26 protein-coding genes, 1 pseudogene and 1 other annotated feature are annotated in these 26802 nt (G+C 39.8%); of the genes and pseudogenes, 21 read left to right on the top strand and 6 right to left on the bottom strand.

The window, feature by feature from the left end; genetic code table 11:
- Positions 1-103: 103 nt before the first annotated feature.
- Positions 104-766, top strand: a pseudogene (esaA, locus tag FTX43_RS04015) (type VII secretion protein EsaA); the annotation flags it as partial.
- Here esaA and FTX43_RS04010 read toward each other — a convergent pair.
- The gene (locus FTX43_RS04010) at positions 755-3883 is read right to left on the bottom strand and encodes a glucosaminidase domain-containing protein (RefSeq protein WP_002320449.1); all 3129 of its coding nucleotides are present in this window, start codon (positions 3881-3883) and stop codon (positions 755-757) included. The pseudogene esaA and the gene FTX43_RS04010 sit on opposite strands and share 12 nt — an antisense overlap.
- Positions 3884-4031: 148 nt before the next feature.
- Here FTX43_RS04010 and FTX43_RS04005 point away from each other — a divergent pair, with 148 nt between their 5' ends.
- From FTX43_RS04005 to FTX43_RS03990, 4 genes are all read left to right on the top strand, one after another.
- Complete coding sequence (locus FTX43_RS04005) at positions 4032-4496, top strand: MarR family winged helix-turn-helix transcriptional regulator (RefSeq protein WP_002310476.1); 465 nt, start codon at positions 4032-4034, stop codon at positions 4494-4496.
- Positions 4480-5109, top strand: coding sequence for a nitroreductase family protein (locus FTX43_RS04000; protein ID WP_002310475.1), 630 nt, complete (start codon positions 4480-4482; stop codon positions 5107-5109). Before FTX43_RS04005 ends, FTX43_RS04000 begins: the two co-directional genes overlap by 17 nt.
- Positions 5110-5461: 352 nt before the next feature.
- Positions 5462-6940: an ABC-F type ribosomal protection protein Msr(C) gene (gene msr(C) / locus FTX43_RS03995; RefSeq protein WP_002314314.1), complete on the top strand. Its 1479-nt coding sequence runs from the start codon at positions 5462-5464 to the stop codon at positions 6938-6940.
- A 46-nt stretch (positions 6941-6986) separates the two neighbouring features.
- Entirely contained in the window at positions 6987-7433 is a 447-nt protein-coding gene (locus FTX43_RS03990; RefSeq protein ID WP_147606760.1) for a DUF2798 domain-containing protein, read from the top strand.
- 200 nt (positions 7434-7633) lie between these two features.
- Here the strand turns inward: FTX43_RS03990 and FTX43_RS03985 are convergent, their stop codons facing one another.
- Entirely contained in the window at positions 7634-8149 is a 516-nt protein-coding gene (locus FTX43_RS03985) for a PadR family transcriptional regulator (RefSeq protein ID WP_002310468.1), read from the bottom strand.
- Positions 8150-8265: 116 nt separating this feature from the next.
- Between FTX43_RS03985 and FTX43_RS03980 the strand changes: the two genes are divergently transcribed.
- Both FTX43_RS03980 and FTX43_RS03975 read left to right on the top strand, forming a co-directional pair.
- Positions 8266-9468, top strand: a complete 1203-nt coding sequence (locus FTX43_RS03980; protein ID WP_002320448.1) for an MFS transporter — start codon at positions 8266-8268, stop codon at positions 9466-9468.
- A 250-nt stretch (positions 9469-9718) separates the two neighbouring features.
- Positions 9719-10045, top strand: a complete 327-nt coding sequence (locus FTX43_RS03975; protein WP_002310464.1) for a hypothetical protein — start codon at positions 9719-9721, stop codon at positions 10043-10045.
- A gap of 116 nt (positions 10046-10161) precedes the next feature.
- Here the strand turns inward: FTX43_RS03975 and FTX43_RS03970 are convergent, their stop codons facing one another.
- The 3 genes from FTX43_RS03970 to proB form a co-directional block, all read right to left on the bottom strand.
- The gene (locus tag FTX43_RS03970) at positions 10162-10506 is read right to left on the bottom strand and encodes a hypothetical protein (protein ID WP_002310463.1); all 345 of its coding nucleotides are present in this window, start codon (positions 10504-10506) and stop codon (positions 10162-10164) included.
- Positions 10507-10581: 75 nt separating this feature from the next.
- Entirely contained in the window at positions 10582-11829 is a 1248-nt protein-coding gene (locus tag FTX43_RS03965; protein ID WP_002310461.1) for a glutamate-5-semialdehyde dehydrogenase, read from the bottom strand.
- Positions 11826-12632 carry a glutamate 5-kinase gene (proB, locus tag FTX43_RS03960; RefSeq protein WP_147606758.1) on the bottom strand — a complete coding sequence of 269 codons (807 nt, stop codon included), beginning with the start codon at positions 12630-12632 and terminating at the stop codon, positions 11826-11828. Before proB ends, FTX43_RS03965 begins: the two co-directional genes overlap by 4 nt.
- Before the next feature lie 229 nt (positions 12633-12861).
- Between proB and FTX43_RS03955 the strand changes: the two genes are divergently transcribed.
- The 12 genes from FTX43_RS03955 (at position 12862) to FTX43_RS03900 (ending at position 23241) form a co-directional block, all read left to right on the top strand.
- Complete coding sequence (locus tag FTX43_RS03955) at positions 12862-13389, top strand: dUTP diphosphatase (protein WP_002345653.1); 528 nt, start codon at positions 12862-12864, stop codon at positions 13387-13389.
- Positions 13390-13451: 62 nt separating this feature from the next.
- Positions 13452-14822 (top strand): DNA repair protein RadA, encoded by a 1371-nt coding sequence (radA, locus tag FTX43_RS03950; RefSeq protein WP_002293096.1) that lies wholly within the window; start codon positions 13452-13454, stop codon positions 14820-14822.
- A gap of 33 nt (positions 14823-14855) precedes the next feature.
- Complete coding sequence (locus tag FTX43_RS03945; RefSeq protein ID WP_002287448.1) at positions 14856-16013, top strand: PIN/TRAM domain-containing protein; 1158 nt, start codon at positions 14856-14858, stop codon at positions 16011-16013.
- 169 nt (positions 16014-16182) lie between these two features.
- Entirely contained in the window at positions 16183-17643 is a 1461-nt protein-coding gene (gene gltX / locus FTX43_RS03940; protein ID WP_002293095.1) for a glutamate--tRNA ligase, read from the top strand.
- Positions 17640-17880 (top strand) — a binding site (T-box leader). It overlaps the preceding gene by 4 nt.
- Positions 17881-17962: 82 nt before the next feature.
- Positions 17963-18499, top strand: coding sequence for a serine O-acetyltransferase EpsC (epsC, locus tag FTX43_RS03935; protein ID WP_002293094.1), 537 nt, complete (start codon positions 17963-17965; stop codon positions 18497-18499).
- Positions 18496-19908 carry a cysteine--tRNA ligase gene (gene cysS / locus FTX43_RS03930; RefSeq protein ID WP_002310455.1) on the top strand — a complete coding sequence of 471 codons (1413 nt, stop codon included), beginning with the start codon at positions 18496-18498 and terminating at the stop codon, positions 19906-19908. The genes epsC and cysS overlap by 4 nt, the downstream gene beginning before the upstream one ends.
- The gene (locus FTX43_RS03925; protein WP_002316867.1) at positions 19905-20300 is read left to right on the top strand and encodes a Mini-ribonuclease 3; all 396 of its coding nucleotides are present in this window, start codon (positions 19905-19907) and stop codon (positions 20298-20300) included. Before cysS ends, FTX43_RS03925 begins: the two co-directional genes overlap by 4 nt.
- Entirely contained in the window at positions 20293-21153 is an 861-nt protein-coding gene (gene rlmB, locus FTX43_RS03920) for a 23S rRNA (guanosine(2251)-2'-O)-methyltransferase RlmB (protein ID WP_002314322.1), read from the top strand. Before FTX43_RS03925 ends, rlmB begins: the two co-directional genes overlap by 8 nt.
- A gap of 3 nt (positions 21154-21156) precedes the next feature.
- On the top strand, positions 21157-21687 hold the full coding sequence (locus FTX43_RS03915; RefSeq protein ID WP_002293089.1) for an NYN domain-containing protein: 531 nt from the start codon (positions 21157-21159) through the stop codon (positions 21685-21687).
- 76 nt (positions 21688-21763) lie between these two features.
- Positions 21764-22342 (top strand): sigma-70 family RNA polymerase sigma factor, encoded by a 579-nt coding sequence (locus tag FTX43_RS03910; RefSeq protein ID WP_002310450.1) that lies wholly within the window; start codon positions 21764-21766, stop codon positions 22340-22342.
- Positions 22343-22456: 114 nt separating this feature from the next.
- Positions 22457-22702: a Veg family protein gene (locus FTX43_RS03905; RefSeq protein WP_002287434.1), complete on the top strand. Its 246-nt coding sequence runs from the start codon at positions 22457-22459 to the stop codon at positions 22700-22702.
- A gap of 92 nt (positions 22703-22794) precedes the next feature.
- On the top strand, positions 22795-23241 hold the full coding sequence (locus tag FTX43_RS03900) for a GNAT family N-acetyltransferase (protein WP_002314324.1): 447 nt from the start codon (positions 22795-22797) through the stop codon (positions 23239-23241).
- 57 nt (positions 23242-23298) lie between these two features.
- Here the strand turns inward: FTX43_RS03900 and mscL are convergent, their stop codons facing one another.
- The gene (mscL, locus tag FTX43_RS03895; protein WP_002314325.1) at positions 23299-23760 is read right to left on the bottom strand and encodes a large conductance mechanosensitive channel protein MscL; all 462 of its coding nucleotides are present in this window, start codon (positions 23758-23760) and stop codon (positions 23299-23301) included.
- A 252-nt stretch (positions 23761-24012) separates the two neighbouring features.
- On the opposite strand from mscL, the gene yfmF reads away from it, so the two are divergent.
- Both yfmF and yfmH read left to right on the top strand, forming a co-directional pair.
- On the top strand, positions 24013-25281 hold the full coding sequence (yfmF, locus tag FTX43_RS03890; RefSeq protein WP_002310447.1) for an EF-P 5-aminopentanol modification-associated protein YfmF: 1269 nt from the start codon (positions 24013-24015) through the stop codon (positions 25279-25281).
- Positions 25274-26560, top strand: coding sequence for an EF-P 5-aminopentanol modification-associated protein YfmH (yfmH, locus tag FTX43_RS03885; protein ID WP_123830620.1), 1287 nt, complete (start codon positions 25274-25276; stop codon positions 26558-26560). The genes yfmF and yfmH overlap by 8 nt, the downstream gene beginning before the upstream one ends.
- Positions 26561-26802: the final 242 nt, after the last annotated feature.

Here is a 26802-nt window from a genome sequence, read left to right as displayed (position 1 = left end):
CAATTTTTGTACAAATTTTTCAATAAGTTTTCACAAAAATTTGCCCTATTACTTGAAGCAAAAAAGTTTCGTCATTCATTGGGAAGGAGTGGACGTTTTTGATATGAAAATAAATTTAAAAAGAAAGGTTTCTTTATTCCTGACAATCATTGCCAGTCTATGTCTATTGCTTTTCTTCATCTATCTAGGTTTCAAAGATGAGAACGTCACGATCAGTACAACTGATCCTACAGGGAAAATGCAATATGCACTAGTCAACGAAGATAAAGGAGCAGTATTTGAAGGCAAAAATTATTCATTAGGTTCGGATTTTGTGACATTGATCAATAAAGACAGTAAAAATCGCTGGGAAACCACCACTCGAAACATCGCTACAGCTGGTGTAGAAAGCGGGCAATTTGATGCGCAAATCATCATTCCCCAAGATTTTTCTGAAAAATTGCTATCGCTGCAAAGTATCAATCCGGAAAAAGCATTGATCGAATATCAAGTTCGAGATGGACAAAATGAAATCACGAATCAAATGATTCAAGACAATGTCAACATGATCTTAACGGACTTCAATCAGCGGATTATCCAAATGTATTTTTCCAGTATCGTCGGGAATTTATTTGAAGCACAGCAAAACGTGAATCAAATCGCCGGAACACAAGTAAACTATCAGACGAATTTGGAATCATCTATTTACAGTCCATTCAAAGAAATCCCAGGCAATTATACGAATGTGCTGGAAACAGCCTTTTTTTATGCCCGTTCAATCAAATTGATCCAGCTTCCAATATTCGATCAGATTATTCAATTTTTGACCGTAATCAGGATCTGTCGCGTATGTTCCTGTTAATGCACGGGTAGCATCTCTATAAGAACGTGCATTGACTTTCCATGTCCCCGCATATCGGTTTGGATCCCAAGAAACACCATATCTTAATTTTAAGGCATTATCTAAGAAGGATTGGTCAGTGGACTGATAGACCCGAAATTTTGAATTGACAGGGACAACGACACCATTGATCACTTCGTTAGATATATGCCAGATATAGCCATACTTTCCTTCATCTTCACCGTCTTTGAATTTCATCCCAAAGAAGTTATTCGCGTGCTGAGCTAGATAGCTTGTGCCATATCCTGTTTCTAGGATTGCTTGAGCCAACATGACAGAAGTATACAAGCCATGAGCAGGCGCGATACGATTCGCACTTTGGCTGACGGAATTGATGAATCTTCCCTGAGGTGTCTGATCATTCACTTGTCCTAGAATCGTCAGTTGGTTTGGCTGATAGCCGCTTGGCCGCCGGTCGTTTTCAACAATGGTTAGCTGGATACCTTCAACAGGCAAATTCATTCTGACAGAGCCTGCTTTTTGTCCATTTGATGCCCAGCCTAACCAGCCTCTGGAACGAACAAAGGCACGATAATAAATATCATAGTTTTCAGCAAGTTCTCCTGTCAACTGAAAGGAAAAGGCTTGAAGAGAGCGATTTTGTCCAGTCGTTCCTGAGATCGCTCCATTGGCTACAGTTCTGGTCCAACCGCTGTCAGCTAGGTGTGAATCATATTGGATACCGCCAGTATACCTTGATGTTCCTAAATTTGCGCGAATCGCTTCAAATTGTCTGCCTTGATTTGCGTAGCTGATCGAGTTGTTCAGGCTCGTTTGGCTTACCCAGCCAATATTCGATACATGTCCTTGCAACGTGATTCTAGGTGGAGCTATACGAAAGGCGCGAGTAGTTGCACCAGGTGCGGCTCCTCCTTTCCTTACTAATACAATTTGAATCGCTTCTGCACGGTAAGCATAGCCTTGTGTACCAGCTGATTCACCGTTCTTTGCCCAGTTCATCCAGCCGAATTCTTGTGCATGTACACGATAATAAACGTCATATCGGGTGCTGATTGTGCCAGTCAGATTGATGCGGATCGCCTCAATAGGCAGATTTTGTCCAGTCGTACCAGAAATCGTGCCATTTTGTGCCCAGTTGGTTTCCCAACCTTTGTTAGCGATATGGGATTGATAAGTGATACCGCCACCAATTGTATTTTCAGATAAACGCAGTTGCATTGCTTGAAGACTTAACCGTTGGCCAGTCGTACCAGCTTGATTAGCAGCATCTGTCTGGCCTAACCAACCTCTGTTAGTTACGTGAGTATTCGCCAATACGGATGGTTCCTTTTCGATATAAGAAATACCGTTGGTAGCAGGGCCGGAACTGTTTTTGTCCAATAATTGGATTTCAATTGCTTCGATTTGATGACCGTATCCAAGTGTTCCGGAAGGATTTCCGTTCATTGTCCAAGGAAGCCAGCCAAAATTTCGTACATGGACTCTATAATAAACATTGTAAGTTGCTGCTAATTGTCCAGTTAATCGAATATTGATTCCTTCAATCTGTTTGACTTGTCCAGTCGTTCCAGAAATAGCGCCGTTAGCTACCCAATTTTGCCATCCTGAACCTTGGACATAAGAGGTGTATTCAATAGCACCAGAGAGGGAGGATGAAAGATGGATACGAAAAGCTTCTACTTGTAAAGATTGACCTGTTGTTCCTGAAAGTTGACCGCTAGAAACATTTGGCAGCCAACCACGATTTTTGACATGTGTACTATAAGTAATAGATGGACGTGCAGTACGCAAGGTAGATTCATCTGTCTGTGGCACTTTGTTTTGCGGCTGGAAAGAAGAATCAGTTGTTTCTTTTGAATCAGATGCTGTACTTTCAGCTGTTCCTATCTGTTCATTTGAGGAATCAGTCTCTGCTGATACTGAACCCTCTGGTTGGAATTCTTTCTGTGGGACAAAAACGATTGAAGAATCCTTTGCTGTCAGCACATAAAACACTTGATTGCTGATTTGGACTGCTCTTTGTACGTGATAACTTTCTGAATGTGAAATGGTTTCCTCTGATTGTTCTAGCCAAGCTTGATCAAGGGACAGAGAGGCAACAGTTGATTCAGAAAGCTGACCTTGTGATGCTTCAACTGGAACTGTTTTTGGCTCATGAGCAGTTACAGAGTTCGCTGCTACCCATCCTTCATAGTTTGCTGTTTGGATATGTACCCAAGTCGTTTGATCAGATAACGCTACTTTATCTGTGATGAGGGCTGGTCCAGATATTTTTTGATGTTCTTCTTGGCGATAGAAGGTAGGATAAATATCTGTTTCATTCAGAGTCGTATAGGTTTCTGTCATACTTATATGTGTTTGAATGATAGGATCAGCTGAAACTTCCGAGTAATACGCACGTACGGAAGAAAGAAAATGCTCCTTGTCTAGAGTGATCGAATCGTCAAACATCAAGAAATCAGCTGATTTTTCCAAGGGTAAAGAATAGGTTTTGATTTTTTTTGCTACATAATAGGCCAGATAATTGGTGACTTGTTCTGTTGGCTCTGTTGGTATGACTAGTTGGATCGTTCCTTTATCCACACATTGTCCATCGGGTAGCTGGACATCAGTAGAGACAATCTCATACACACCTTGCGCATCAATGTAGCTATGAGTAGATTGCTGCTGAATGAACGATTCCTTTGTTTGTTTTGAAGCTGAAAGGTGGATTTTATCAGGTTTCATTTGTTCAAATCTACCATTTGCTCCTTGCAAAGAGGGATTTCCAGAGATTTTCGGCGGTGTGAAATTTTCTACTGCAGAAGAGCTGTCTTCTAGATTTTGATAGGAATTCTCTCCAGATAGGCTTGATTGGGATGGTGCGCTTTCATCTTCTGATAGGGCAGATGTTTCTGTTGTTTGAACATTTGACAAAACGGTATCAGCAAATACGAGACTATTAGGTAACAATGTCGCATTCACTAAGAGAAATACTGCGGCTAATCTTCTTTTTCTCATATCATTGTCCTCTCTTTCTTTTTTATTGTTCTTTCTTTTCATTCTACAAGAGATTTCTTTTATTTACACTCATTTCTATTGAAAGCCTTTGTTTTTTAATTTCACAGCTGATTCTTTGACTTTTTTCTTTTTTTATTCTATTATTGACAAGTCAATCGTTGACTAGTCAATTATTGGAGAGGAGGAAATTATGTCTTTAGAAGAGATTAGCCACCTTTTATATCAAATCAAATTAGCCGATCAAAAAATCGTCCAGATCTTTGAGGAAAATATCGGTATAAGTCTTACTAGATACGAGATCATGATGAGACTGAAAGAAGAAAATCCATTGCTGCAAAGCAGTTTGCAAGAAAAGTTGCAGATTGATCAAGGAGCAGTTACTCGTCATCTGAAGGTTTTAGAAGCAAACGGGTATGTTTCGCGTCAGAGAAATCCTCAGAACAACCGGGAAGTTTACGTAGCACTGACAGAAAAAGCCCAGCAGAAAATCGAGCATTGTGAAATGGACCATAAAGATACAGGTTCCGTGCTGTCCCCAGCTTTCAGCGATGTAGAGATGAAACAATTCCTAACACTTTTAGATAAATTGAATACCCAACTTTGCAATATAACAACAGAAACGAAAGAGGTTAATAATAATGGAACAAAAAAATGATTTTTCAACAATTATGACTGGTAGAAGATCCGTTCGCGTATATGATGAAACATACAAAATCCCACACGAAGAAATGCTGGAAATGATCAAAGAAGCGACGACTGCTCCTTCTTCTGTCAATATGCAACCATGGCGCTTTGTAGTCGCAGAAAGCGAGGAAGCAAAAGAAATCTTGCGTCCTTTGATCCGTTTCAATACGAGACAAAATGATACTTCTTCTGCAATGGTCATGATTTTTGGCGATATGCAATGTTATGAATATGGCGAAGAAATCTATAACCAAGCTTACGAATCAGGGAAGATGCCAAAAGAAGTCAGAGATCAACAATTAGCTGCGATCATTCCTTATTACAAGAGTTTTTCAAGAGAAGAAATGAACGATGTAGTCAAAGTCGATTCTAGCTTAGCGGCTATGCAATTCATGTTAGTTGCACGTGATCATGGCTATGAAACAAATCCAATTGGTGGCTTCGAAGCAGATCAGTTGGCAGAGGCATTTGGTTTGGATAAAGACCGCTATGTTCCAGTTATTATTTTATCAATAGGAAAAGCGGTAGAAGAAGGTTACGAGTCTGTACGTTTAGCACCAGAAAAGATCACTACGTTCAAATAAAAGGTTTTCAGTTACTGTTCAGTAGCTATTGCTTTTTTTGAATCGTGTGTGGTAACCTAATAAAAAAGGAGGTCGGAAAAATGACTGCATCGATGAAATTACGTTTTGAACTTTTGAATAACAACTAAATAAATTCAAAAGACATGTATAAACAACAATTTCATGGGTGGAGTATGTCCATTTTTTCGAACGACAGTAGAATAGGTGAAAGCTATGACAGATTTGATGATTTAGTCATAGTTATTTCGTTCAGAGTAGGAAAAGATGTTATGCAGTTTTTTTGCAAACAGATTTTTCTGCTCTTTTTTAGTATCGATATTGTTGTTTTACATGAAATAGGAGTGTAAAACATATGGAAAATTTAGCAGTAAATATAACAAACCTGCAAGTTCGTTTTGGTAACCAGTTAGAATTATCTATTGATTCTCTTCGTGTCTATCAGCAAGATCGGATAGGAATCATAGGGGAAAATGGAGTCGGTAAAACAACGTTGCTGAAACTGATAGTCGGTGAACTTATCCCCAATCAAGGGAAAATCCAAACAGAGATCACTTTCAACTATCTGCCTCAATTAACCTATCTTGCTGAGGCAAAGGACCTAAATTTGGAATTAGCCAGTCATTTCCAGTTGAAACTGGAAGAAACTTCGGAACGGAAATGGAGTGGAGGGGAAGAACGAAAGATCGAGTTGATACGTCTTCTTTCTTCTTATGAACAAGGGATGCTTCTAGACGAGCCGACAACCCATCTAGATAGAAAAAGTATGGATCGACTAATTGAAGAGCTTCGTTATTATTATGGCACGCTGATTTTTGTTAGTCATGACCGCTATTTTCTAGATGAGTTGGCAACGAAAGTCTGGGAAGTAAAAGACGGAGAAATCCGAGAGTTTCCGGAGAATTATAGTGCCTATCTCACTCAAAGGGAATTGGAGAAAAAGACTCAGCTACGAGAAGCAGAGTCGATCATGAAAGAGAAAAAACGATTGGAAAAATCGATCCAAGAAAAGAAAAAACAAGCGGAAAAGTTAGAAAAAGTGTCCAGTAAAAAGAAAAAGCAACAAATCAGACCGGATCGGTTGTCTTCCTCTAAACAAAAAGACAGTGTACAAAAAGCCATCCAAAAGAATACGAAAACATTAGAGAGAAGACTCCAAAAAATAGGAGAAACAACCAAACCGCAACAGATGAAACAAATCCGTTTTCCAGTACCAAAATCTCTTGAACTCCACAATCGTTATCCAATCATGGGACAAAATATCCAATTGGAAAGAAGCGGAAGAACATTACTGATAAATAGCGATTTTCAATTTTCTTTAGGTAAAAAAATCGCGATTGTCGGCGAAAATGGATCAGGTAAGACAACTTTATTGGAACATATCCGCAAACAAGGAGAAGGAATCCTTCTCTCTCCGAAAGTAAGCTTTCAAGTATATCAGCAAAAGGATTATCAAATGACATCTGAAGAATCCGTCATTCGTTTTGTCATGAGACAAACAGAGTTTTCGGAATCACTTGTCCGCAGTTTGTTGAATCATTTAGGGTTTGCTCAGGAAACTCTGACGAAACCGTTGTGTACGTTAAGTGGGGGAGAAGCGACTCGTTTGACGATTGCTTTGCTTTTTACTAAGCCAAGTAATGTGTTGCTGTTAGATGAACCGACTAATTTCATTGATGTGGCAACGATCGAAGCTTTAGAGCAGCTGATGCAAGTATATCCGGGAACGATTTTGTTTACTTCACATGATTCCTACTTTGTCGAGCGTACGGCTGATGAAGTTTATGAAATAAAAGGGCAGAAAATAAAAAAAGTACTTACGAGAAATTTTTAAATGTGCTACGATGATTTTCGTGACAAATTTAAAGGAGTGGTACAGATTGCCTACAAATAAAAAAGAAGGAATAATTTTTACAACAATGATGTGTTTTTTGATGGTCTTGGGAATGAGCGCGTATAATTTATGGTTGCATCAAGATCTTCATTTATCAAGTTTATTGATTGGTCTAGTGCCTGGATTCGTGGTGGCTTTCATTTTGGATGTCTTCATCATCGGTGTGCTGGCGAAAAAAATTGCCTTTAAACTACCAGTAAATCCAGAAAGCAAGATCCCAATGATCTTAACTATTTCTTGCTTGATGGTTTTAGGAATGGTCACATGTATGTCTTTGTTTGGTGTGATCATGGAACAAGGAATACCTGATCAATTATTCTCTGCTTATATGAATGCTTGGAAAATGAATGTGATTGCCGCTTTACCGTTGCAGTTGATTATCGTTGGCCCACTTTCAAGAAGTGTGTTGAAAGCCATTCAAAGCAATGAATAATGGAACACTGTTTATTTGAAAAAAAGGTTGTGACCTGCTTTTTGTCACAGTTCCTTCAATGCAGTTCTAGAAAGAAAAATGATCCGAACGATAGGTTTTTGCCTGTCTTTCGGATCGTTTTTCTTTTTCAGCTGTATCGTTCTTTTAGTGAAGATGATTCGTTGCTTAATAGATAAATCTAGAAAGGTTCTGTTTATCCATTACTCAAAAAACGGCTGCATTTGTTCTCTTACTTGCTGACACCATTGGAGTTCCTGCTGACAAAGCATGATTCGACGCTGGATCACAACATAACGTCCAAATTCTTGTCTCTTGTCTAGCGAGAGGTCATTCAATTTTTTTTGATTTTTTTGCATGATTTTGTTCAGTTGTTGTTCTCTAGTGAATAGCAGTCCAGTAGCTGTTGTTTTGTCGAGTGTCGAAAAAGCATAGATTTTTGCTAAAAATTCATCTTTTTGCGTAGGAGCTGGGGTCTCCTCTTTGATCCATTCCTCTACAAGGGCACGTCCTTCATCAGTCAAGTGGTAGATCTTTTTTTGAGAATGCTCGTCTTTGTCCAAAACGGTCACATAACCCTGTTGGTCTAACTTAGCAAGCGTCGTATAGATTTGACTGTGATGAGCTTCCCAAAAAATCGTGATCAGCTGCTTCAATTCATACCCAGAACGCGGTTTGGATAAAAGCACGCATAATAATATATAGGCTAAAGTATTCATAAAAATCCTACCTCTCGTCTTATTTTCTTTATTATATCACAGTAAAGTTTCCATGTTTTACATGTGCATATTGACATGTAAAATAAATCATGTATGATGCTAATAGAGAGAAAGGGATGGAAATATTGGAGAATCAAATAGATATACAAGAACAAACAAATGAAGAAACAAAGGGGAAAAGTTCGGCGCTAGTTGTAGCAGCTACCTGTATGATCGCTTTTATGGGAGTGGGCCTGGTAGACCCGATTTTAAAAACGATTGCTGCACAGTTAAACGCTACGCCAGCTGAAACGACCCTGTTATTTACTAGTTACATGCTAGTCACTGGTGTGGTGATGCTATTTACAGGTTTCTTATCTAGTCGGATTGGCTTGAAAAAAACATTGATGACCGGATTGTTTATCATCGTTGTATTCGCTGGTCTTGGTGGATTATCTGGCAATATCGGTATGTTGATTGGGTTACGTGCTGGCTGGGGTGTCGGGAATGCTTTATTTGTCTCTACTGCTCTAGCAACGATCGTCAGTATTTTAGTCGGTAACACAGAAAAAGCAATCATGATGTATGAAGCAGCACTTGGCTGCGGAATGGCAGTTGGTCCTCTAGTCGGTGGAGTCTTGGGCAGTGGTTCATGGCGTTATCCATTTTTTGGGGTAGCATTTTTGATGTTTTGCGGTTTTATAGCCCTAGCGGTACTTTTACCTGAAACTGAGAAACCAAAGAGAAAAGTAGGCCTTTGGGAAGGTGTCAAAGCGTTAAGCAATCATAAACTTCGTTCAGTTGGACTGATCGCATTGTTATATAATTTCGGATTCTTTACTTTACTTGCATATGCGCCATTTTTATTGATTGGCTATTCTGAATTAGAGGTCGGTTTTGTATTTTTTGGCTGGGGTGTGCTTCTGGCTATTGCTTCGATTTTCGTTGCACCGGCTCTTGAGCGGAAGTTTACGACTTATCGGACGATTTTAGCTGCATTTGTCTTATTCATTATTTGTTTGCTGTTATTAGGAGCTGGTACTTCTATGCCAGTCCTTGTACCGATCAGTATTGTGTTAGCAGGATTTTTCCAAGGGATCATTAATACATTGTTGACGACGATTGCTATGGAAATACCCGGTCTGCAACGAAACGTTGCTTCTTCCAGCTATAGTTTTGTCCGTTTTTTCGGTGGAGCTTTAGCACCATTTATTGCAGGTGTGATCGGCGAACATATTGGTGAAAGCTATGCGTTTTATTTTGCAGGTGCCATTGTTCTTATCAGTGTATGTTGTATCATTTATCACCGTAATTATTTTGCTACAAATGAAGAAAAATAAGAAACTAAAGGTTGTGAAAATGCTGTCCTGCCTCAAATCATAAGAACAGCCAAACAAAAACAGCTCCTCCTATTTTTCGTTTGGTTGGACTTATTACCGCAGATGCAATCTTTTGAACACCGTTTATTTGGAAAAAGGGAATGTGACAAAAATCGTGTCACATTCCTTTTTTTTCTCAAAATAATGTAACTGGAAAATTTTTAGTAGGTAAGCTAAAATTCATTTAAGAAAAAGAATGGGGGGATAATAGATGCTGGAAGAATATTTTCAGGAAGTCGGGTTGACACTTGTTGAATTACCCATTGAATTTTTAGATGATCGGTTGATTTATCGTGGCTATATCAAAGAATTGCCAATGATCAACGCGGAAGGTGAAACTAGAAAAGCGATGCAGCAAAAAATAGCTGGTATATATCAGATGTATCGGGAACAGCTATTGGCAGAATCAGCGGAAGAAGAAAAAGAAAAAACGATGGACTTGTCCATGGATGAGCTGCTTCGTTATTATGATGGCGAAACATTTGACGGATTTTCGCTTCTTAACGAAGAGGAAACAGATTTACCAGGCAGCTGGTAGGAGAACACCGTTTATATGGGAAAAGGGGCTTTGACAAAATCTTTGTCAAAGCCCCTAAAAAGTTCGGCAGTTTTTTGCCGGTGTTCAAGGCACCCTACTTATCATACGGACATTTTTTAGCGGAAAGTCCGATTCAAGTGGTTTTTATTCAGCTGATATTTATAAGATAAGTGAAAGATCCCAGCAATCAGCAACGTAATCGTATAGGCAATTGAATGATCGAAAAAAGAATAGTAATTGACTCCAGCTAACAGGCATAATGCAACCATGTAGCTGATGTGTAAGCGAGCAACCAAACCTTTTGGACCAATTTTGTCAAAATACTGCGCCCATTTTTCCCGTTGACCCCCTATGCTTCGTTTCTTGAACTGAAAAAAAAGGGATAAAATACCGACTCCTAGAAAAGCAGCGATATTCAGAGAAATAAGGTAAATAAAAAAAATCATTAAAATTTCAAACATATTGACACCTTTCTAATTGGATAGAACCTTTACAGTAAAAAGGCAAAAGGCGGGAATAATGTTTCACACGAAACATTATTCGCGGATTTGTCCATCGCCATAAATGATATATTTTGTGGAAGTCAATTCATTTAACCCCATTGGACCACGGGCATGCAACTTTTGAGTAGAGATACCGATCTCTGCACCAAAACCAAATACCGATCCGTCTGTAAAACGAGTGGAGGCATTGACATAGACAGCCGCCGCGTCCACTTCATTCAAGAAACGCTGACTAGCCGAATAGCTATCTGTCACGATTGTTTCTGAATGTTTGGTGTTATGTCGGTTGATATGCGCAATTGCTTCGCTTAAAGAATCGACTACTTTGACGGCAAGGATATAATCCAGATATTCAGTATCCCAATCTGCCTCTTCTGCTAAAGCAGCTGTCTCTAGATATTCTAACGCACGAGCATCCGCACGTAAAGAGACGCCGTGTTCTACCAGTTCTTTTTCAATGGCTGGTAAGAAAAAGGGGGCGATCTCAGAATGGATCAGTAATGTTTCTGCCGCGTTGCAGACAGAAGGACGGGAAGCTTTTGCATTGACAATGATTTTCACTGCCATAGACAACTGTGCTTCTTTATCGATGTATACGTGATTATTTCCTGTACCTGTTTCAATGATAGGTACCGTTGCCTGTTCTTTGACTCGTTGAATCAATTTTGCTCCGCCTCGAGGAATCAGCACATCTAAGTATTCTGTCAATCGCATCAACTGTTCTGCAGTTTCATGAGAAGTATCATCGACAAACTGGATGGCATAAGGAGATTCGCCAGCACTAAGCAGTACTTGCTGCAATAGTTGGACCAGTAATTGATTCGAGAAGAATGCTTCTTTGCCACCGCGAAGGATAACGGCATTTCCTGATTTGAACGCTAGACTGGCTGCATCAGTCGTGACATTTGGACGAGATTCGTAAATGATACCGATCACGCCGAGGGGCACGCGCTTTTTGCCGATTCTCAATCCGTCGGTGTTCGTCCACATCTCATCTACTTTTCCAATAGGATCGTCTAACGAAGCAATCTTTTCGATCTCTGCAACCATGGCATTGATTCGCTCAGGTGTCAGCTGTAAGCGGTCTTGCATCGTTTCACTGATATTGTTTTCGACTGCTTTTTCTAAGTCCTTATGATTTGCTTCGATGATTGCCTGTTGATTCTTTTTGATGGTTTTCGCCATCTGAACAAGTAGCTCATTTTTACGGTTTGTAGGCATAAGTGCTAGTTGTTGCGCACTATCTTTTGCCTGTTGCCCTAATTGCATCAAATCAGTCATTTCAAGTCCTCCTTAAATAAAGTACCTACTTCTTTTCCTGCAAGAATATCAAAAATGATTGCCGGATTTTTCCCATTTGCTAGAATCATTGCACTGTTTGCTTCAAATATCCTAGAAGCTGCTTTTAATTTACTTTGCATACCGCCTGTTCCAAAGGTGCTACCTGCACCACCTGCTTGTGCCAGAATCTTTTCATCGATTTTATCGATATAGCGATACATCTGAGCCTCGGGATTTGTAGCCGGATTATCTGAATAAAAACCGTCGATATCAGAAAGAACGATCAAAAGGTCTGCCGCGACATGTTTTGCCATGATTGCTGACAGCTGATCATTATCACCAAATTTGGTCAGATGATCTAATTCATCTACTGCGACAGTATCGTTTTCGTTCACAATAGGAATCGTATCCATGATCAAAAGCTGTTCCAATGTATTCCTCACATTTTTACGACTTTCAGGGTAATCTACCACATCTCTTGTCACGAGGATTTGTGCTGTCTGCTGATTATATACACTGAATCGTTGATTATAGATATTCATCAATTCGGCTTGGCCAACAGCCGCCGCCGCTTGCTGTTCAGGGATCAAAGTCGGACGTTCTGACAAATGTAATTTATGCATACCGACGCCTACAGCCCCTGATGAGACTAGGATCACTTCCTTTCCACGATTTCTAAGATCGGAAAGGACAAAAGCTAACTGATCGATCGCTGCAAGATTGATGTTTCCATTGGGATAGATCAATGTACTTGTTCCTACTTTGACAATAATTCGTTTTGCATTTTTTATTTCTTTACGCATGTGACACCTCAATCAAATATCCACTCATTAATTTCGTTCTATTCTACTTGTTTTGACGAGTAAAGTCATGTAAAAAATAGTTTTTTTGTACAACTTGCAGTTGTTCGGTAAAAGAACGCGTTAATGGTTGACTTTAGGATAGCAGAATTTCTTGAAGAATTTGTAAAGAGAGTCTTTTATAGCCTCGAATATGTTAGAATAGGAGTAGTTTATTTAGGGAGGAAAACCGGTGAGAAAAAGAGGATTTGAAGTTATTTCTAAATATAAAGAGCAAAATATCAATCTACCGCAGCGCGCTACACATCATGCTGCTGGCTATGATTTTGAAGCAGCAGAAGAGGTCGTGATTCCAAGTATCTGGAAAGCAGGCTGGAAAAAAGGATTGGAAACAATCGCAGATGCATTGAAAAAAGACGTATCAGAAAATGAAAAACAGTTAAAACCGATCCTTGTGCCTACTGGGGTCAAAGCCTACATGGGAGAAGATGAATTTTTGCAGCTTGCTAACCGTTCAAGCAATCCGTTGAAGCGGTTTTTAGTGTTGACGAACGGCGTAGGTGTGATTGACAGTGATTATTACAATAATGAGGCAAATGAAGGACATATCATGTTCCAATTCACCAACTTTGGTTTCAAGGATGTAGTAATCAAGAAAGGTGAGCGTATCGGTCAAGGGATCTTCTTGCCATTTTTAAAAGCAGATCAAGATCAACCGACTGCTCAACGTCAAGGCGGATTTGGTTCTTCCAGTAAATAAAATGATAAAGAAATTTAAGCTTGATTTAATGTCTCATGGTTAGAATAAGAGGAGGCGGTACAATGGCAAAAAAATCAAAAGTACAATTTGTTTGCCAAAATTGCGGGTATGTGTCGCCTAAGTTCTTGGGACGCTGCCCAAATTGCGGAAAATGGAACACGATGGTCGAAGAAATCGAACAAGATACAACAGACCGCAGAACGCGGACAAGTTTGACAGGAGAAAAAGCGAAACCAACAAAAATCGCAGACGTCGTCCCTAAAAAAGAACCTCGGGTCAAAACGAAATTAGAAGAACTGAACCGTGTGCTAGGTGGAGGCGTGGTTCCGGGATCCATGGTCTTGATTGGTGGAGATCCAGGTATTGGTAAATCCACTTTGCTGTTACAAGTTTCTCAACAATTAGCAGCCATAGGCGGGAAAGTCTTGTATGTATCCGGCGAAGAAAGCGCAGAACAGATAAAATTACGCGCGGAGCGCCTCGGAAGTATCAACACAGAATTTTATCTATACGCTGAAACAGATATGAATGAAATCAGTCGTGCCATCGAACATATCTCCCCTGATTATGTTATTATTGATTCCATCCAAACGATGACGCAGCCAGACATCACAAGTGTGGCAGGAAGCGTCAGCCAAGTAAGAGAAACCACTGCAGAATTACTCAAAATCGCTAAAACGAATGGAATTGCCATTTTTATCGTCGGTCATGTTACGAAAGAAGGTTCGATCGCCGGTCCAAGAATGTTAGAGCATATGGTGGATACAGTGTTATATTTTGAAGGTGAACAACATCATAGTTTCCGAATTTTACGAGCGGTAAAAAACCGATTTGGCTCAACGAACGAGATTGGGATTTTTGAAATGCATGAGCATGGATTGGAAGAAGTCGCTAACCCTTCACAGATTTTCTTAGAGGAACGCCTAGACGGTGCGACTGGCTCTGCTATCGTTGTAGCAATGGAAGGAACACGCCCAATTTTGGTAGAGATCCAAGCATTAGTCACACCTACTATGTTCGGAAATGCTAAGCGAACAACAACAGGTCTTGATTTCAATCGTGTATCTCTAATCATGGCAGTGCTGGAAAAAAGAGCTGGACTACTTCTTCAGAATCAAGATGCTTACTTAAAAGCTGCAGGTGGGGTAAAATTAAATGAACCAGCGATTGATTTAGCTATCGCTGTCAGTATTGCTTCAAGCTACAAAGAAAAAGGAACACAGCCAACGGAATGTTTCATCGGTGAAATCGGACTGACTGGAGAAATCAGACGTGTCAGTCATATTGAACAACGGGTCAAAGAAGTCCAAAAACTCGGCTTCACAAAAGTTTACCTGCCTAAAAACAACTTAGGCAACTGGGAAGCGCCAAAAGGAATCGAGATCGTTGGAGTAGCAACTTTGGCTGAAACGTTGAAGCGTGTGTTCCGCTAAATAATAAATGATTGTCGAAACGGAGGAAAAACGATGCAAAAACGTGTCATTACGTTGCTGATGATCATTGTCGGCGCAAGCTTGGGTATTTCATTTTTACCCTCAGCTTGGCAGGCAATCGGTCAACAGTCAAATGGGTGGCTGAATAATACATTTACCAACAGTTTGTTAGGCGCACTTATTTTCTTTTTATTATCTTTGCTGTTGGCCAAACATATCTCAGCTATTATCAAACAAGTAGAACAAAAACTAAGCGAGGTCAGCTTGACTTATCTTCTCTTCGGTGCGATCGGTGCGATCATCGGATTGACTTTAGGCGTTGTGATCTCAACCCCTCTTTACAATATGGAAATTCCATTCGTCAATAGTGTATTGCCGATTTTACTGATGATCATCTTAGGTTATTTGGGATTGAGAATGGGAACGACACGAATCGAAGAATGGAAGAAAGTCTTTGGTTCACGAAGCAAAAAAATCGAGCAAGAAACAGCTAGCCAAGTGGAGAGCCAACTGTTAGAACGAAAATCAGGAGAAAATTTCCATAAATATAAAATCTTGGATACAAGTGTGATTATTGATGGTCGGATTTATGATATTACAAAGACTGGATTTTTAGAAGGAACCTTGATGATCCCTAATTTTGTTCTTTACGAACTACAATACATCGCGGACTCAGGGGATAGTTTGAAACGTGTGCGTGGTCGTCGCGGATTAGATATCCTAAATGCTTTGCAAAAAGAAGAAGGTATATCTGTCGAAATGTACGATGGAGACTTTGAAGATATCAGCGAAGTAGACAGCAAGCTGATCAAATTAGCCAAGCTTTTAGACGGTGTCATCGTAACCAATGACTATAACTTGAATAAAGTCTCTGAATTCCAAAATGTACCTGTTCTTAATATCAATGCGTTGGCAAATGCCGTGAAACCAGTCGTCATTCCTGGCGAAACGATGAATGTTCTAGTAGTAAAAGCCGGAACAGAACGCCAACAAGGGGTAGCCTATCTTGATGATGGCACGATGGTTGTCGTAGAAGATGGACAGCATTACATGAATGAACGTATCGAAGTTGTTGTGACAAGCGCTCTTCAAACAGCTGCTGGACGCATGATCTTTGCTAAACCTGCCCATGCAGGACGAGGGATCGACAATAAAAAAGAGACAGAGAAAAAGACAAAACAATCAAAATAAAAAAGAAATTCAGCCAACTGGTAAGGAAATTCAACCAGTTGGCTTTACTATTTACCTTAGAAAAGGTAAAATTTGTGCTGAGTGGCTTTAAATAAATGATATTTGAGAAGCCGTAACTGACGGAATTTTTACTGTTAGTCAAAGTCTAGTTTGAAAGAAGAGGAAGAAAATGACGAAAGTACGCGTACGCTATGCACCAAGTCCAACTGGGCACCTGCATATTGGAAATGCAAGAACTGCATTGTTCAATTATTTGTTTGCCCGCCACAATGATGGAGACTTTATTATTCGTATTGAGGATACTGACCAAAAACGTAATATCGAAGATGGCGAAAAAAGCCAGTTGGAAAACCTTGCTTGGTTGGGAATGGATTGGGATGAATCTCCTGAAAATCCTGGAGAATACGGCCCTTACCGTCAATCTGAACGTAAAGAAATCTATCAACCGCTGATTGATCAGCTGCTTGCTAGCAATCGAGCATACAAATGCTATTGCACAGAAGAAGAATTAGAAGCAGAACGGGAAGCACAACGCGCAAGAGGAGAAATGCCTCATTACGCAGGAACATGTGCGAACTTGACACCTGAAGAACAAGCAGAAAAAGAAGCACAAGGTCTAGAATCTGTTGTACGTTTCCGTGTGCCTCGCAATACAGAATACGCATTTACAGATATGGTAAAAGGCGCTATTTCGTTCGAATCCGATAATATCGGCGGCGACTTTGTCATCCAAAAACGCGATGGTATGCCAACCTATAACTTTGCTGTTGCGGTCGATGACCATTTGATGAAAATCACTCACGTTTTACGTGGAGATGACCATATTGCCAATACACCAAAACAACTGATGATCTATGAAGCATTTGGCTGGACGCCACCAACATTCGGACATATGACGTTGATCATCAACAGTGAAACAGGCAAAAAACTAAGCAAACGTGACGAATCAATCTTACAATTTATCGAACAATATCGCGAATTAGGTTATCTACCAGATGCAATGTTCAACTTTATTGCATTATTGGGCTGGTCACCTGTGGGCGAAGACGAAATCTTCGAACACCAAGAATTGATCAAAATGTTCGATCCAAAACGCCTAAGTAAATCACCCGCAGCTTTCGATGCGAAAAAACTGCAATGGGTAAACAACCATTACATCAAAGCAATGGATCTAGATGCATTTACTGACATGTGTCTGCCTTATCTAATCGCTGACGGACGTGTAGCAGAAAACCCAGATGAAAAGACAATCGAATGGGTGAAGAAGATCGTTAGCCTGTATCAACCTCAAATGAGCTATGCTGCAGAAATCGTTGATCTGTCTACGCTATTTTTCAATGAACATCCTGTATTGAATGAAGCAGCAAAAGAAGTACTTGCTGGTGAAACAGTTCCTACTGTTCTCCACGCATTTAAAGCACAGCTAGAACAAATGGAAGTAGTAGATGCTCCAACTGTAAAAGCTGCCATCAAAGCTGTTCAAAAAGAAACTGGCGTAAAAGGGAAAAATCTTTTCATGCCGATCCGTGTAGCTGTATCAGGACAAATGCATGGCCCAGAATTGCCTGAAACGATCGAATTGCTTGGTCGTGAGAAATCATTAGCACATTTAAATCAAGTACTGAACTAAACACGATGAACAGAAAAAAGTAAGCAGCTGATCATTACAAGAGAGATGCCGGGTGGTGCAAGGCGTCAATGAATAGTTGCCGAAATGCCTCTGGGAGTGGTCTTGGCGAAAACACAGAAAACAGGAAAAACTGTTTTACAGGAAACGAAGTAGCCAAGAACGTATAACAGGCGTTAGCTGTCAGAGATAATCGTTGATTATGAAGAAAAGTGGAACCACGCGGAAAGCGTCTTTTGATAAGGAAACTTATTTAAAAGGCGCTTCTTTTCTTTATAAGCTGTTTTCCTACATAAAATACTTACGAAAGGAGTGGAAAGTCATGAGTTGGTTTGCCCGAGCGATTGATGCAGCAAAGAGAAACGATCCGGCTGCACGTTCGACAGCGGAGATCGTTTTGACCTATCCTGGTTTTCATGCCTTGTTTTGGCATCGTTTCTCTCATTTTTTATATCAGCATCGGCTCTTTTTATTGGCGAAGATCAATGCTCAATTTTGGCGTTTCCTGACAGGTGTTGAAATCCATCCAGGAGCAACGATTGGAACAGGTGTGTTCATCGACCATGGAATGGGGATCGTCATTGGCGAAACCGCAGAAATCGAGGATGATGTGATTTTGTTCCATGGCGTAACATTAGGCGGTACGGGAAAAGAAACAGGTAAAAGACACCCAACGGTCAAACAAGGAGCCATGCTCTCTGCGAATGCGCAGATATTAGGACCGGTAACGATCGGAAAAAACGCAAAAATCGGCGCAGGTGCCGTTGTGTTGAAAGATGTTCCAGACGACGCTACAGCAGTAGGAGTACCAGCAAAAGTCGTTCGAATCAAAGGAGAAAAAGTGAGGAGATCAGAATGATAAAAATCTACAATACATTGACCAGAAAAAAAGAAGAATTCATCCCTATACAAAAGGGACATGTCGGTATGTATGTCTGCGGACCGACTGTGTATAATTATATCCATATTGGAAATGCTCGTAGCACCATTGCTTTCGATACGATTCGACGCTATTTTGAATATCGAGGCTATAAAGTCGATTTCGTATCGAATTTCACGGATGTAGACGATAAAATCATCCGTACAGCAAACGAATTAGGCATCACAGCACCAGAAGTCGCTGATCGTTTCATCCGAGCATTTGAAGAAGATACGAAAGCGTTGAATGTCGAGCCTGCTACACTGCATCCAAGAGTCATGGACCATATGCCAGATATTTTAGCATTTATTCAAGTGTTGGTTGAAAAAGGCTATGCTTATGAATCTTCAGGTGATGTGTATTACCGTACCCGTAAATTTGAAAACTATGGGAAATTAAGTGACCAATCCATCGATGAACTGGAAGTCGGCGCAAGTCAGCGTACTGGTGAAGAACAGCAGCAAAAAGAAGACCCATTAGATTTTGCTTTATGGAAACAAGCAAAACCTGGCGAGATTTCTTGGGATTCACCATGGGGCAAAGGGCGTCCCGGTTGGCACATCGAGTGTTCCGTCATGGCGACAAAACATTTAGGCGAAACGATCGATATCCATGGTGGTGGGCAAGATTTGGAATTTCCTCATCACGAAAATGAAATCGCACAAAGTGAAGCGAAAACAGGGAAAAAATTCGCTAATTACTGGATGCACAATGGCTATGTAACGATTGGCGAAGACGATGAAAAAATGAGTAAATCTCTAGGGAATTTCATCACTGTACATGAAATGATCCAAAACGTTGATCCACAAGTCTTGCGTTTCTTCATGGCGACCACACAATACCGTCGTCCGATCCGTTACAGTGAAACGACGATGAAAGAAGCAGCCACCAATTTACAACGACTGAAGAATACGTTTGACAATTTGAAATTCCGCCAAGAAACTGCCTCAGAGAATTTGGCAGATGATGCGGATAAAATCACTTTGTTAGAAAATTTGGAACAGCGATTCATCGAAGAAATGGATGATGATTTTAATGCAGCAAATGGGATCACAGTGGTCTATGAGCTTGCTAAATGGCTGAACACTTATCTAGACCAAGCGGAAGTTTCTGCCGCTGTCTTGGCACAGGGAGAAGCCTTATTCTCGCAATGGCTTTCAATCTTCGGTATTTTATTTACAGCAGAAGAATTATTGGATGAAGAGATTGAACAATTGATTGAAGAACGAAATCAAGCAAGAAGCAATCGTGATTTTGCCCGAAGCGACGAAATCCGTGATTTGTTGAAAGAAAAAGGGATCTTATTAGAAGATACACCCCAAGGAACCCGATGGAGAAGAGAAGCATGAGAGATTACACACAATTGAACGGTTTAGCCCTGGCTTACGTGGGAGATGCGATTTACGAAATCTATGTTCGTGACCACCTGATCAATCAAGGAGAAACAAAACCCAATAAGTTGCATCGTGCGGCAACGAATTATGTTTCTGCAAATGCACAAGCTTTTTTGATTCAGCAAATGCTGGAGGAACATCTTTTGACAGAAGAAGAAGAGCTTTATTATCGCAGAGGAAGAAATGCCAAAAGCCATACGAGTGCAAAAAATGCTGATGTTACGACTTACCGGGTCGCAACAGGATTCGAAGCACTGATGGGCTATCTGCATTTGACAAAACAAACCGAGCGGATGGAAGAATTGATCCGCTGGTGTATTCAGAAAGTTGGTGAAAAAAATGGGTAAAGAAAGAACAAACAAACATCAATCGAAACGTGGATTTGAAGACAAAAAACAAAATAGATATCCAAATAAAAAGCAAACTGGACGAAATCAGTCAGTTTCTGATCAAAATGAAGAAGCATTAGAAGATAATTTCGTCTTTGGACACCATGCCGCAGTAGAAGCGCTACAACAAGGGCGAGGGAATAAACTCTTTCTTCAAGAAGATTCACGAGGAGAAAAAGTAGAAGAACTGAAAGAAATCGCACGTGAGCAAGCTGTACCGGTCAAATGGGTCCCTAAACAAAAATTAGAAACTTTGAGCGATCATGGCGTGCATCAAGGAGTCGTTCTTGCGATTACACCTTATGAATATTTATCCCTTGACCAACTGATTGAACGAACAAAAGAGAAAAAAGAAGACCCCTTCTTTTTGATTTTGGATAGTATCGAAGATCCACACAATTTTGGGTCGATTTTACGGACAGCAGACGCAAGTGGCGTCGATGGTGTGATCATACCAAAACACCGAGCAGTTGGAATCACGCCTATCGTAACAAAGACTTCCACTGGTGCAGTGGAATATGTGCCTGTTGCACGTGTGACGAATTTGGTACAAGCTGTGCAACAGCTCAAAGAGACAGGATTTTGGGTATTTGGCACAGATATGACCGGCACAAACTTCCAAAAATGGAATGCCAAAGGATCCATTGCTTTAGTCATTGGTAATGAAGGCAAAGGAATGAGTCCAGGATTGAAAAAAGAAATGGATGAATTACTGACGATTCCAATGACTGGGCACGTCCAAAGTTTAAATGCCAGTGTTGCCGCTGGATTGCTGATGTATCAGGCTTTTTCCCAACGTCAGGGGGAGTAGGTCATGAAAAAACAGCTGTTGATTGTAGATGGCTACAACATGATCGGTTCGTGGCCGGAACTGGTCCAGCTTAAAAAGCAGGACAAAATGGCAGATGCAAGAGAAGCTCTTTTGCATCGTTTATCAAATTATGCGAAATATGAAGGACTGGAAGTCATCGTTGTCTTCGATGCTCAATTAGTACCGGGCATCCAACAAAATTATAGGAAATATCAGTTGGATGTTGTTTTTACGAAAGAAGATGAAACGGCTGACAGTTATATCGAAAGAATCGCTGGGCAGCTGAATGATCGTTTGACACAAGTAACAGTGGCGACAAGCGATCTAGCAGAACAGTGGATGATTTTTTCTCAGGGGGCGTTGCGGACTTCTGCTTATGAATTATATAAAACGATTAAAAAAACGGAAAAAACAATAGCCCAAGAAAATAAAGATATGCATTTTGTTGATTTCCGACGTAATTCTCCGTGGAATGAAGAGCAGTTAAAAAAATTGTCCCAAAAATTGGACGATTTAATGAGAAAAAATAAATAACATATCGTTCTAATCAGTTCGATGAATCATTGATGATAAGATTCCTCCATAAACGAATTTATGGAGGAATTATTTTATGTCTGAGGAGTTATTGCGCGCTGCACGTAATGGTGACGAAGAAGCATTTGCTGCCCTGTATCAAAAATATTTTCCACTCTTACTACGTTTGAAAAACACTTATTATTTAAGAAATTATGTTACTGAGGATTGGGAACAAGAAGCGAGGATCGCTTTATATCAGGCATTGAGAACTTACGAAAAAAGCAAAGGAGTTAGCTTTGGAAGTTATTATAAAAGTATTATAAGCAATCAAATTTATTCTTTATTGAGAAAACAGAACGCGCTGAAGCGCCGTGACCAAAAAGATGAAGTCTCGATCGACCAAAAAATAGAGACAGAAGGACCAGATTTTTTAGCAGAGATTACCTTGCAGGAACCTTTAGCGATTCAGCATCTTTTGTTAAAAGAAGCAATCGAAAATTGCGAGATCCGATTTTCAAAAAAAGAAGCACAAATTTTTCATTATTACATGCAAGGGGTTGATTTTGCGGAGATGGCTGAATGGTTGTCAATGGATCACAAGCAAGTGATGAGTGCATATGGAAGGGTAAAACTCAAAATAAAAAAACACTTGAAATTTTATAATGAGGAATAATTTAGAAAAATCTTAATGAGCTTCTTATTTATTTTTATTGCATTTCTTTTTTTTTTATGGTAAACTTGAAAATTTTAAAAATATGTGGTATAGTTGGTAGTAGAGGTGAACTGTATGCCAACAACTTTAGCTTCAATCAAGAAAGATTTAGAAGGTCGTATCGGCAGCCCAATCATGTTGGTTGCTCAGACAGGAAGAAAGCGTCAAACAGAACGCCGCGGCGTTTTAACAGAAACCTATCCTTCAGTATTCGTTGTTGACTTGGATCCTGAAGAAAATTCTTTTGAACGAGTATCTTACAGCTATTCAGATGTACTTACTCGAACAGTTGAGATCGAATTTTTAACTGAAGCAGTTTAAAAAGCAAACGAGCCTGAGATTCGTAAGGTTCGTTTGCTTTTTTGTGTATGAATCGGTATGCTAATAATAAAAAAGTAGGAGGCGTTTACTTAGTGGAATATCAGGTAAAGAAATTTGAAGAATTGTCGACAGCAGAGTTTTATGCAATCGTCAAAGAACGGATTGCAGTCTTTGTTGTGGAGCAACAGTGCCCTTATCAAGAAGTTGATGATATCGATGGACAAGCTTGGCATACGTATTTCCAAGATACTGATGGGAAGATCCTTGCCTACACGCGGGTATATGAAGAAGCAGACAGCATCCATTTTGGTCGCGTTCTTGTTCATCAAAATAACCGTAAAGACGGCTTAGGAAGAAAGATTGTCCAAGAAACGATCAACATGATCCAGAAAAAATTTCCAGAAAAACCAATTGTGATCGGTGCACAAGAATATCTACAGGCCTTTTATGAGTCTTTTGGATTCAAGGCAACCTCAGATGTGTATTTGGAAGATGATATTCCGCATATCGACATGAAAAAAGAACAGGTAACAAGTTAAGAATCTAAAAAAAGAAAGCCGACACTGAAAATCGGCTTTCTTTTTTTAGATTCTTCATTATTTAGAAGTATCTGAAAGATTTGTTTGCTCTACCGGATGCGTATTGTCTTTTGCCACTTGTTTGGCAAGAAGATCGCGTATGTCACTAAGATAATCTTCTGCAGTAGGTGCTTCTTCCACTTCTTCTTCTGCTTCTTTGGCGCGTAAATTCTTCGCACGGTTTGCCGCTTTGACAACTAAGAATAAGACAAAACCAGTAATCAGGAATGTAATGATAGCACTAATAACGTTACCAAACGCAAATGTGACACCTTTTGTCGGCGACCAGTCAAGAATTGAAAGTGCTCCTTCTAAATCAGAAGTTCCTGTGATCATAGCGACAATCCAACCAATTAGCGGAGTGATTAATCCTTGCACCACTTGGTTTACGATACTTGTAAACGCACTCCCGATAACAACACCGACAGCAAGATCCAAGACATCTCCACGCATGATGAACTCTCTGAATTCTTTTATCATGAATGACCCTCCCTTCTTTTGTATGTCTTTAGTATATCGAAAAATAAAAAATAAAAAAACGATATACGCTTTTAGCTGTCTGTCCCTTTTGATAAAAAACTTCTATGCTATACTATAAAGTGTAACATCATTTAGAAAAATCGGCGAATTGTCTGAACTTATATATATTTCAAGCAGATGCATAAGTAAAAAAGGCCGATTGTCCTACTAAAAGAGTAAGGGGCAATCATCTATGAAAAGGAGCATATAAATATGGTGTATCAATTGGCAGAAGGCGTGAATCTTCATGTCTTACCAACAAAACAATACAAAACGATTCGGATTTTTATCCGTTTTACGGCACGTCTGCAACAAGAAGTCATTACAAAACGTTCACTACTCAGCAGTATGTTGGAAACAAATAGTTTGAATTATCCGGATCAGACAAAGTTAAGTGCGAAACTTGCTGAGCTTTATGGTGCAAGCTTCGGACTATCAGTAAGAAAAAAAGGGAACTTGCATTGGCTAAACGCAGGAATCAGCTTTGTGAACGGCGAATATGTCAATGATCCTAACCTTTTCTCTCAAGCGGTGGATTTTTTAAAAGAGGTTTTATTTTATCCAAATATCAAAAATCAACAGTTTGATCAGTTGACGTTTGACTTGGAAAAGAACAATCTGCGTCTCTATTTGGAAAGTTTGAAGGAAGATAAACAAACTTTTGCTTCCTATGCACTGCAAGAACTTTATTTTGAAAACAGCCCGGAACAAAAAATCCCAAGTTTAGGCGTAGTGGAAGAACTAGACAAGATCACTGCTCGCTCACTAGCGGCTTACTATCAAGAAATGATGGCGAACGATCAAATTGACATTTTTGTTGTCGGTGATGTTGATCCGGACAAAGCAGCCGAAGCTGTTGGGCAATTACCATTTGAGCCGCGTGAAACAGCTCATCCAGAATTGTTTTATACTCAGCCTCAAGTGAATATCGTCAAGGAACGACAAGTCCGTGAGCCAATCGTTCAAGCAAAGCTGAATCTAGCTTATCAGACAAATGTGTATTATGATGAGCCAGAACGTTTTGCGCTAATGGTCTTCAACGGTTTATTTGGCGGGTTTCCTCACTCCAAACTGTTCATGAATGTGAGAGAGAAAGAAAGTCTAGCTTATTATGCCTCTAGCAGCGTGGATACATTCCGAGGGTTCATGAGTGTCCAGACTGGTATCGACGAAAAAAACCGAAATCAAGTACTTCGCCTGATTCACGAGCAATTAGAAAGTTTGCGAAACGGTGAAATAACAGATTTGGAACTAGCTCAGACAAAAGCGATGCTAAGAAACCAATACCTGCTTTCTCTAGACTCTCCGCAAGCGGCAATCGAAGCTTCTTTTTTGGACAGCTGGCTGCCGGAAACAAAATTATCTGATGAAGAATGGTTGAAACGTATGGAGAGTGTAACGATCAAAGAGATACAACAAGTAGCTGAGCAAATCGAATTGCAAGCAATCTTCTTTTTAGCAGGAGGAAATGCAAATGAATAAAACAGAATATGAGCAAATCAATGAAACGCTTTATCATGAAGTACTGCCAAACGGTTTGACCGTGTATTTGTTACCTAAAAACGACTATCACAAGACATATGGTTTGTTCAGTACGAATTATGGTTCGATCGATAACGAATTTATTCCTTATGGTGAAAAAGAAAAAGTGAAAGTCCCAGATGGCATCGCTCATTTCTTAGAACACAAGCTGTTTGAAAAAGAAGACGGTGATGTCTTTCAATTATTTGGACAGCAAGGTGCTTCCGCTAATGCTTTCACGAGTTTCACGAAAACTAGTTACCTGTTCTCTACGACTGATCAGGTAGAAAAGAATCTGACGACCCTGATCGACTTTGTACAAGCACCTTACTTTACAGAAGAAACTGTAAACAAGGAGAAAGGAATCATTGGCCAGGAAATCCAAATGTATGAAGACGACCCTAACTGGCGGATGTTTTTTGGTATCCTAAATAACTTGTATCCTACACACCCGTTGCATATCGATATTGCGGGCACGGTTGAAAGTATCGACAAAATCACAGCTCAAGATTTGTATACGTGCTATCGGACGTTTTATCAGCCAAGCAATATGGTTTTATTTGTAGTTGGTAAGATGGAGCCTGAGAAATTGATGAAACTTATTCGGGAAAACCAAGAAGAAAAAAATTTCCCGCCAAAGCAAGAAATTGTACGTTATTTCCCAGAAAACACAAAAGAAATCATCAAACAAAGTGCATTGGAAGCAGCCATTACACGAAATAAATTTGTACTTGGTATTAAAGGATTAGACACATTGCCGCAAGAAGGAACAGAACTACTACGTTATAAAACAGCTATCAATCTGTTGTTCCAAATGATTTTAGGTAATACTTCTCGAAACTATTTAGCTATGTACAATCAAGGAATTATCGATGACAGCTTTGGTTTTGAATTCAGCTTGGATCGTGAATTTCACTTTGCGGACTTCAGCGGAGATACGGATGAACCAGAGAAAGCAGCAGAAAAAATCAAAGAAATCATTCTTGGATTCGCTGATGATCCTGAAGTGTCAGAAATGAATCTCGATTTGCTGAAGAAGAAAATGCTTGGACAGTATTTCCAATCATTGAATTCAATCGAATATATTGCTAATCAATTTACGCAAAGTTTATTTGGTGATCGAACATTATTTGATCTTCCTGAAATCATCGATTCGATCCAAATGAAAGACGTACTGGCAGCTGGAGAAGCATTTATAAGTGAAGAGGCCTTCAGTGAGTTTTATATGAGACCAAAATAAACCAGTGTTTTATGGAGAAAAGTCTTAAATTTCGTTTTAGACTTGTAGCAAGAACCTCCTCCAAAACCAGCTTTTATGGTATTCTTAGATGTGTTGGAAATATTAATGAGAAAATAAAACAAATCATGCTCTCTTTTAATCAACTTATATTAAAATAAAATTAAACGAAGTAATCAAAGAGGCTGTGACAGAAGTGGTCAGCTTCAAGAAATAAGAAGGAATTGACGAAAATTGCTTCTCAA

The sequence above is a fragment of the Enterococcus sp. DA9 genome (genome assembly GCF_008000875.1).
Lineage (GTDB): Bacteria > Bacillota > Bacilli > Lactobacillales > Enterococcaceae > Enterococcus_B > Enterococcus_B lactis.
This window is presented reverse-complemented; position numbering and strand designations above follow the sequence as displayed.

What these genes read in the sequence shown, in the direction of transcription:
- FTX43_RS04000 (WP_002310475.1), top strand. Translation starts at nt 4,480, where the DNA reads ATGGAACAAAAAAATGATTTTTCAACAATTATGACTGGTAGAAGATCC.
- FTX43_RS03985 (WP_002310468.1), bottom strand. Translation starts at nt 8,149, where the DNA reads ATGAATACTTTAGCCTATATATTATTATGCGTGCTTTTATCCAAACCG.
- FTX43_RS03905 (WP_002287434.1), top strand. Translation starts at nt 22,457, where the DNA reads ATGCCAACAACTTTAGCTTCAATCAAGAAAGATTTAGAAGGTCGTATC.
- yfmH (WP_123830620.1), top strand. Translation starts at nt 25,274, where the DNA reads ATGAATAAAACAGAATATGAGCAAATCAATGAAACGCTTTATCATGAA.
- FTX43_RS03910 (WP_002310450.1), top strand. Translation starts at nt 21,764, where the DNA reads ATGTCTGAGGAGTTATTGCGCGCTGCACGTAATGGTGACGAAGAAGCA.
- FTX43_RS03970 (WP_002310463.1), bottom strand. Translation starts at nt 10,506, where the DNA reads ATGTTTGAAATTTTAATGATTTTTTTTATTTACCTTATTTCTCTGAAT.
- proB (WP_147606758.1), bottom strand. Translation starts at nt 12,632, where the DNA reads ATGCGTAAAGAAATAAAAAATGCAAAACGAATTATTGTCAAAGTAGGA.
- FTX43_RS03925 (WP_002316867.1), top strand. Translation starts at nt 19,905, where the DNA reads ATGAGAGATTACACACAATTGAACGGTTTAGCCCTGGCTTACGTGGGA.
- mscL (WP_002314325.1), bottom strand. Translation starts at nt 23,760, where the DNA reads ATGATAAAAGAATTCAGAGAGTTCATCATGCGTGGAGATGTCTTGGAT.
- FTX43_RS04005 (WP_002310476.1), top strand. Translation starts at nt 4,032, where the DNA reads ATGTCTTTAGAAGAGATTAGCCACCTTTTATATCAAATCAAATTAGCC.
- FTX43_RS03980 (WP_002320448.1), top strand. Translation starts at nt 8,266, where the DNA reads ATGGAAATATTGGAGAATCAAATAGATATACAAGAACAAACAAATGAA.
- yfmF (WP_002310447.1), top strand. Translation starts at nt 24,013, where the DNA reads ATGGTGTATCAATTGGCAGAAGGCGTGAATCTTCATGTCTTACCAACA.
- FTX43_RS03945 (WP_002287448.1), top strand. Translation starts at nt 14,856, where the DNA reads ATGCAAAAACGTGTCATTACGTTGCTGATGATCATTGTCGGCGCAAGC.
- FTX43_RS03915 (WP_002293089.1), top strand. Translation starts at nt 21,157, where the DNA reads ATGAAAAAACAGCTGTTGATTGTAGATGGCTACAACATGATCGGTTCG.
- epsC (WP_002293094.1), top strand. Translation starts at nt 17,963, where the DNA reads ATGAGTTGGTTTGCCCGAGCGATTGATGCAGCAAAGAGAAACGATCCG.
- FTX43_RS04010 (WP_002320449.1), bottom strand. Translation starts at nt 3,883, where the DNA reads ATGAAAAGAAAGAACAATAAAAAAGAAAGAGAGGACAATGATATGAGA.
- radA (WP_002293096.1), top strand. Translation starts at nt 13,452, where the DNA reads ATGGCAAAAAAATCAAAAGTACAATTTGTTTGCCAAAATTGCGGGTAT.
- FTX43_RS03965 (WP_002310461.1), bottom strand. Translation starts at nt 11,829, where the DNA reads ATGACTGATTTGATGCAATTAGGGCAACAGGCAAAAGATAGTGCGCAA.
- gltX (WP_002293095.1), top strand. Translation starts at nt 16,183, where the DNA reads ATGACGAAAGTACGCGTACGCTATGCACCAAGTCCAACTGGGCACCTG.
- cysS (WP_002310455.1), top strand. Translation starts at nt 18,496, where the DNA reads ATGATAAAAATCTACAATACATTGACCAGAAAAAAAGAAGAATTCATC.
- rlmB (WP_002314322.1), top strand. Translation starts at nt 20,293, where the DNA reads ATGGGTAAAGAAAGAACAAACAAACATCAATCGAAACGTGGATTTGAA.
- FTX43_RS03975 (WP_002310464.1), top strand. Translation starts at nt 9,719, where the DNA reads ATGCTGGAAGAATATTTTCAGGAAGTCGGGTTGACACTTGTTGAATTA.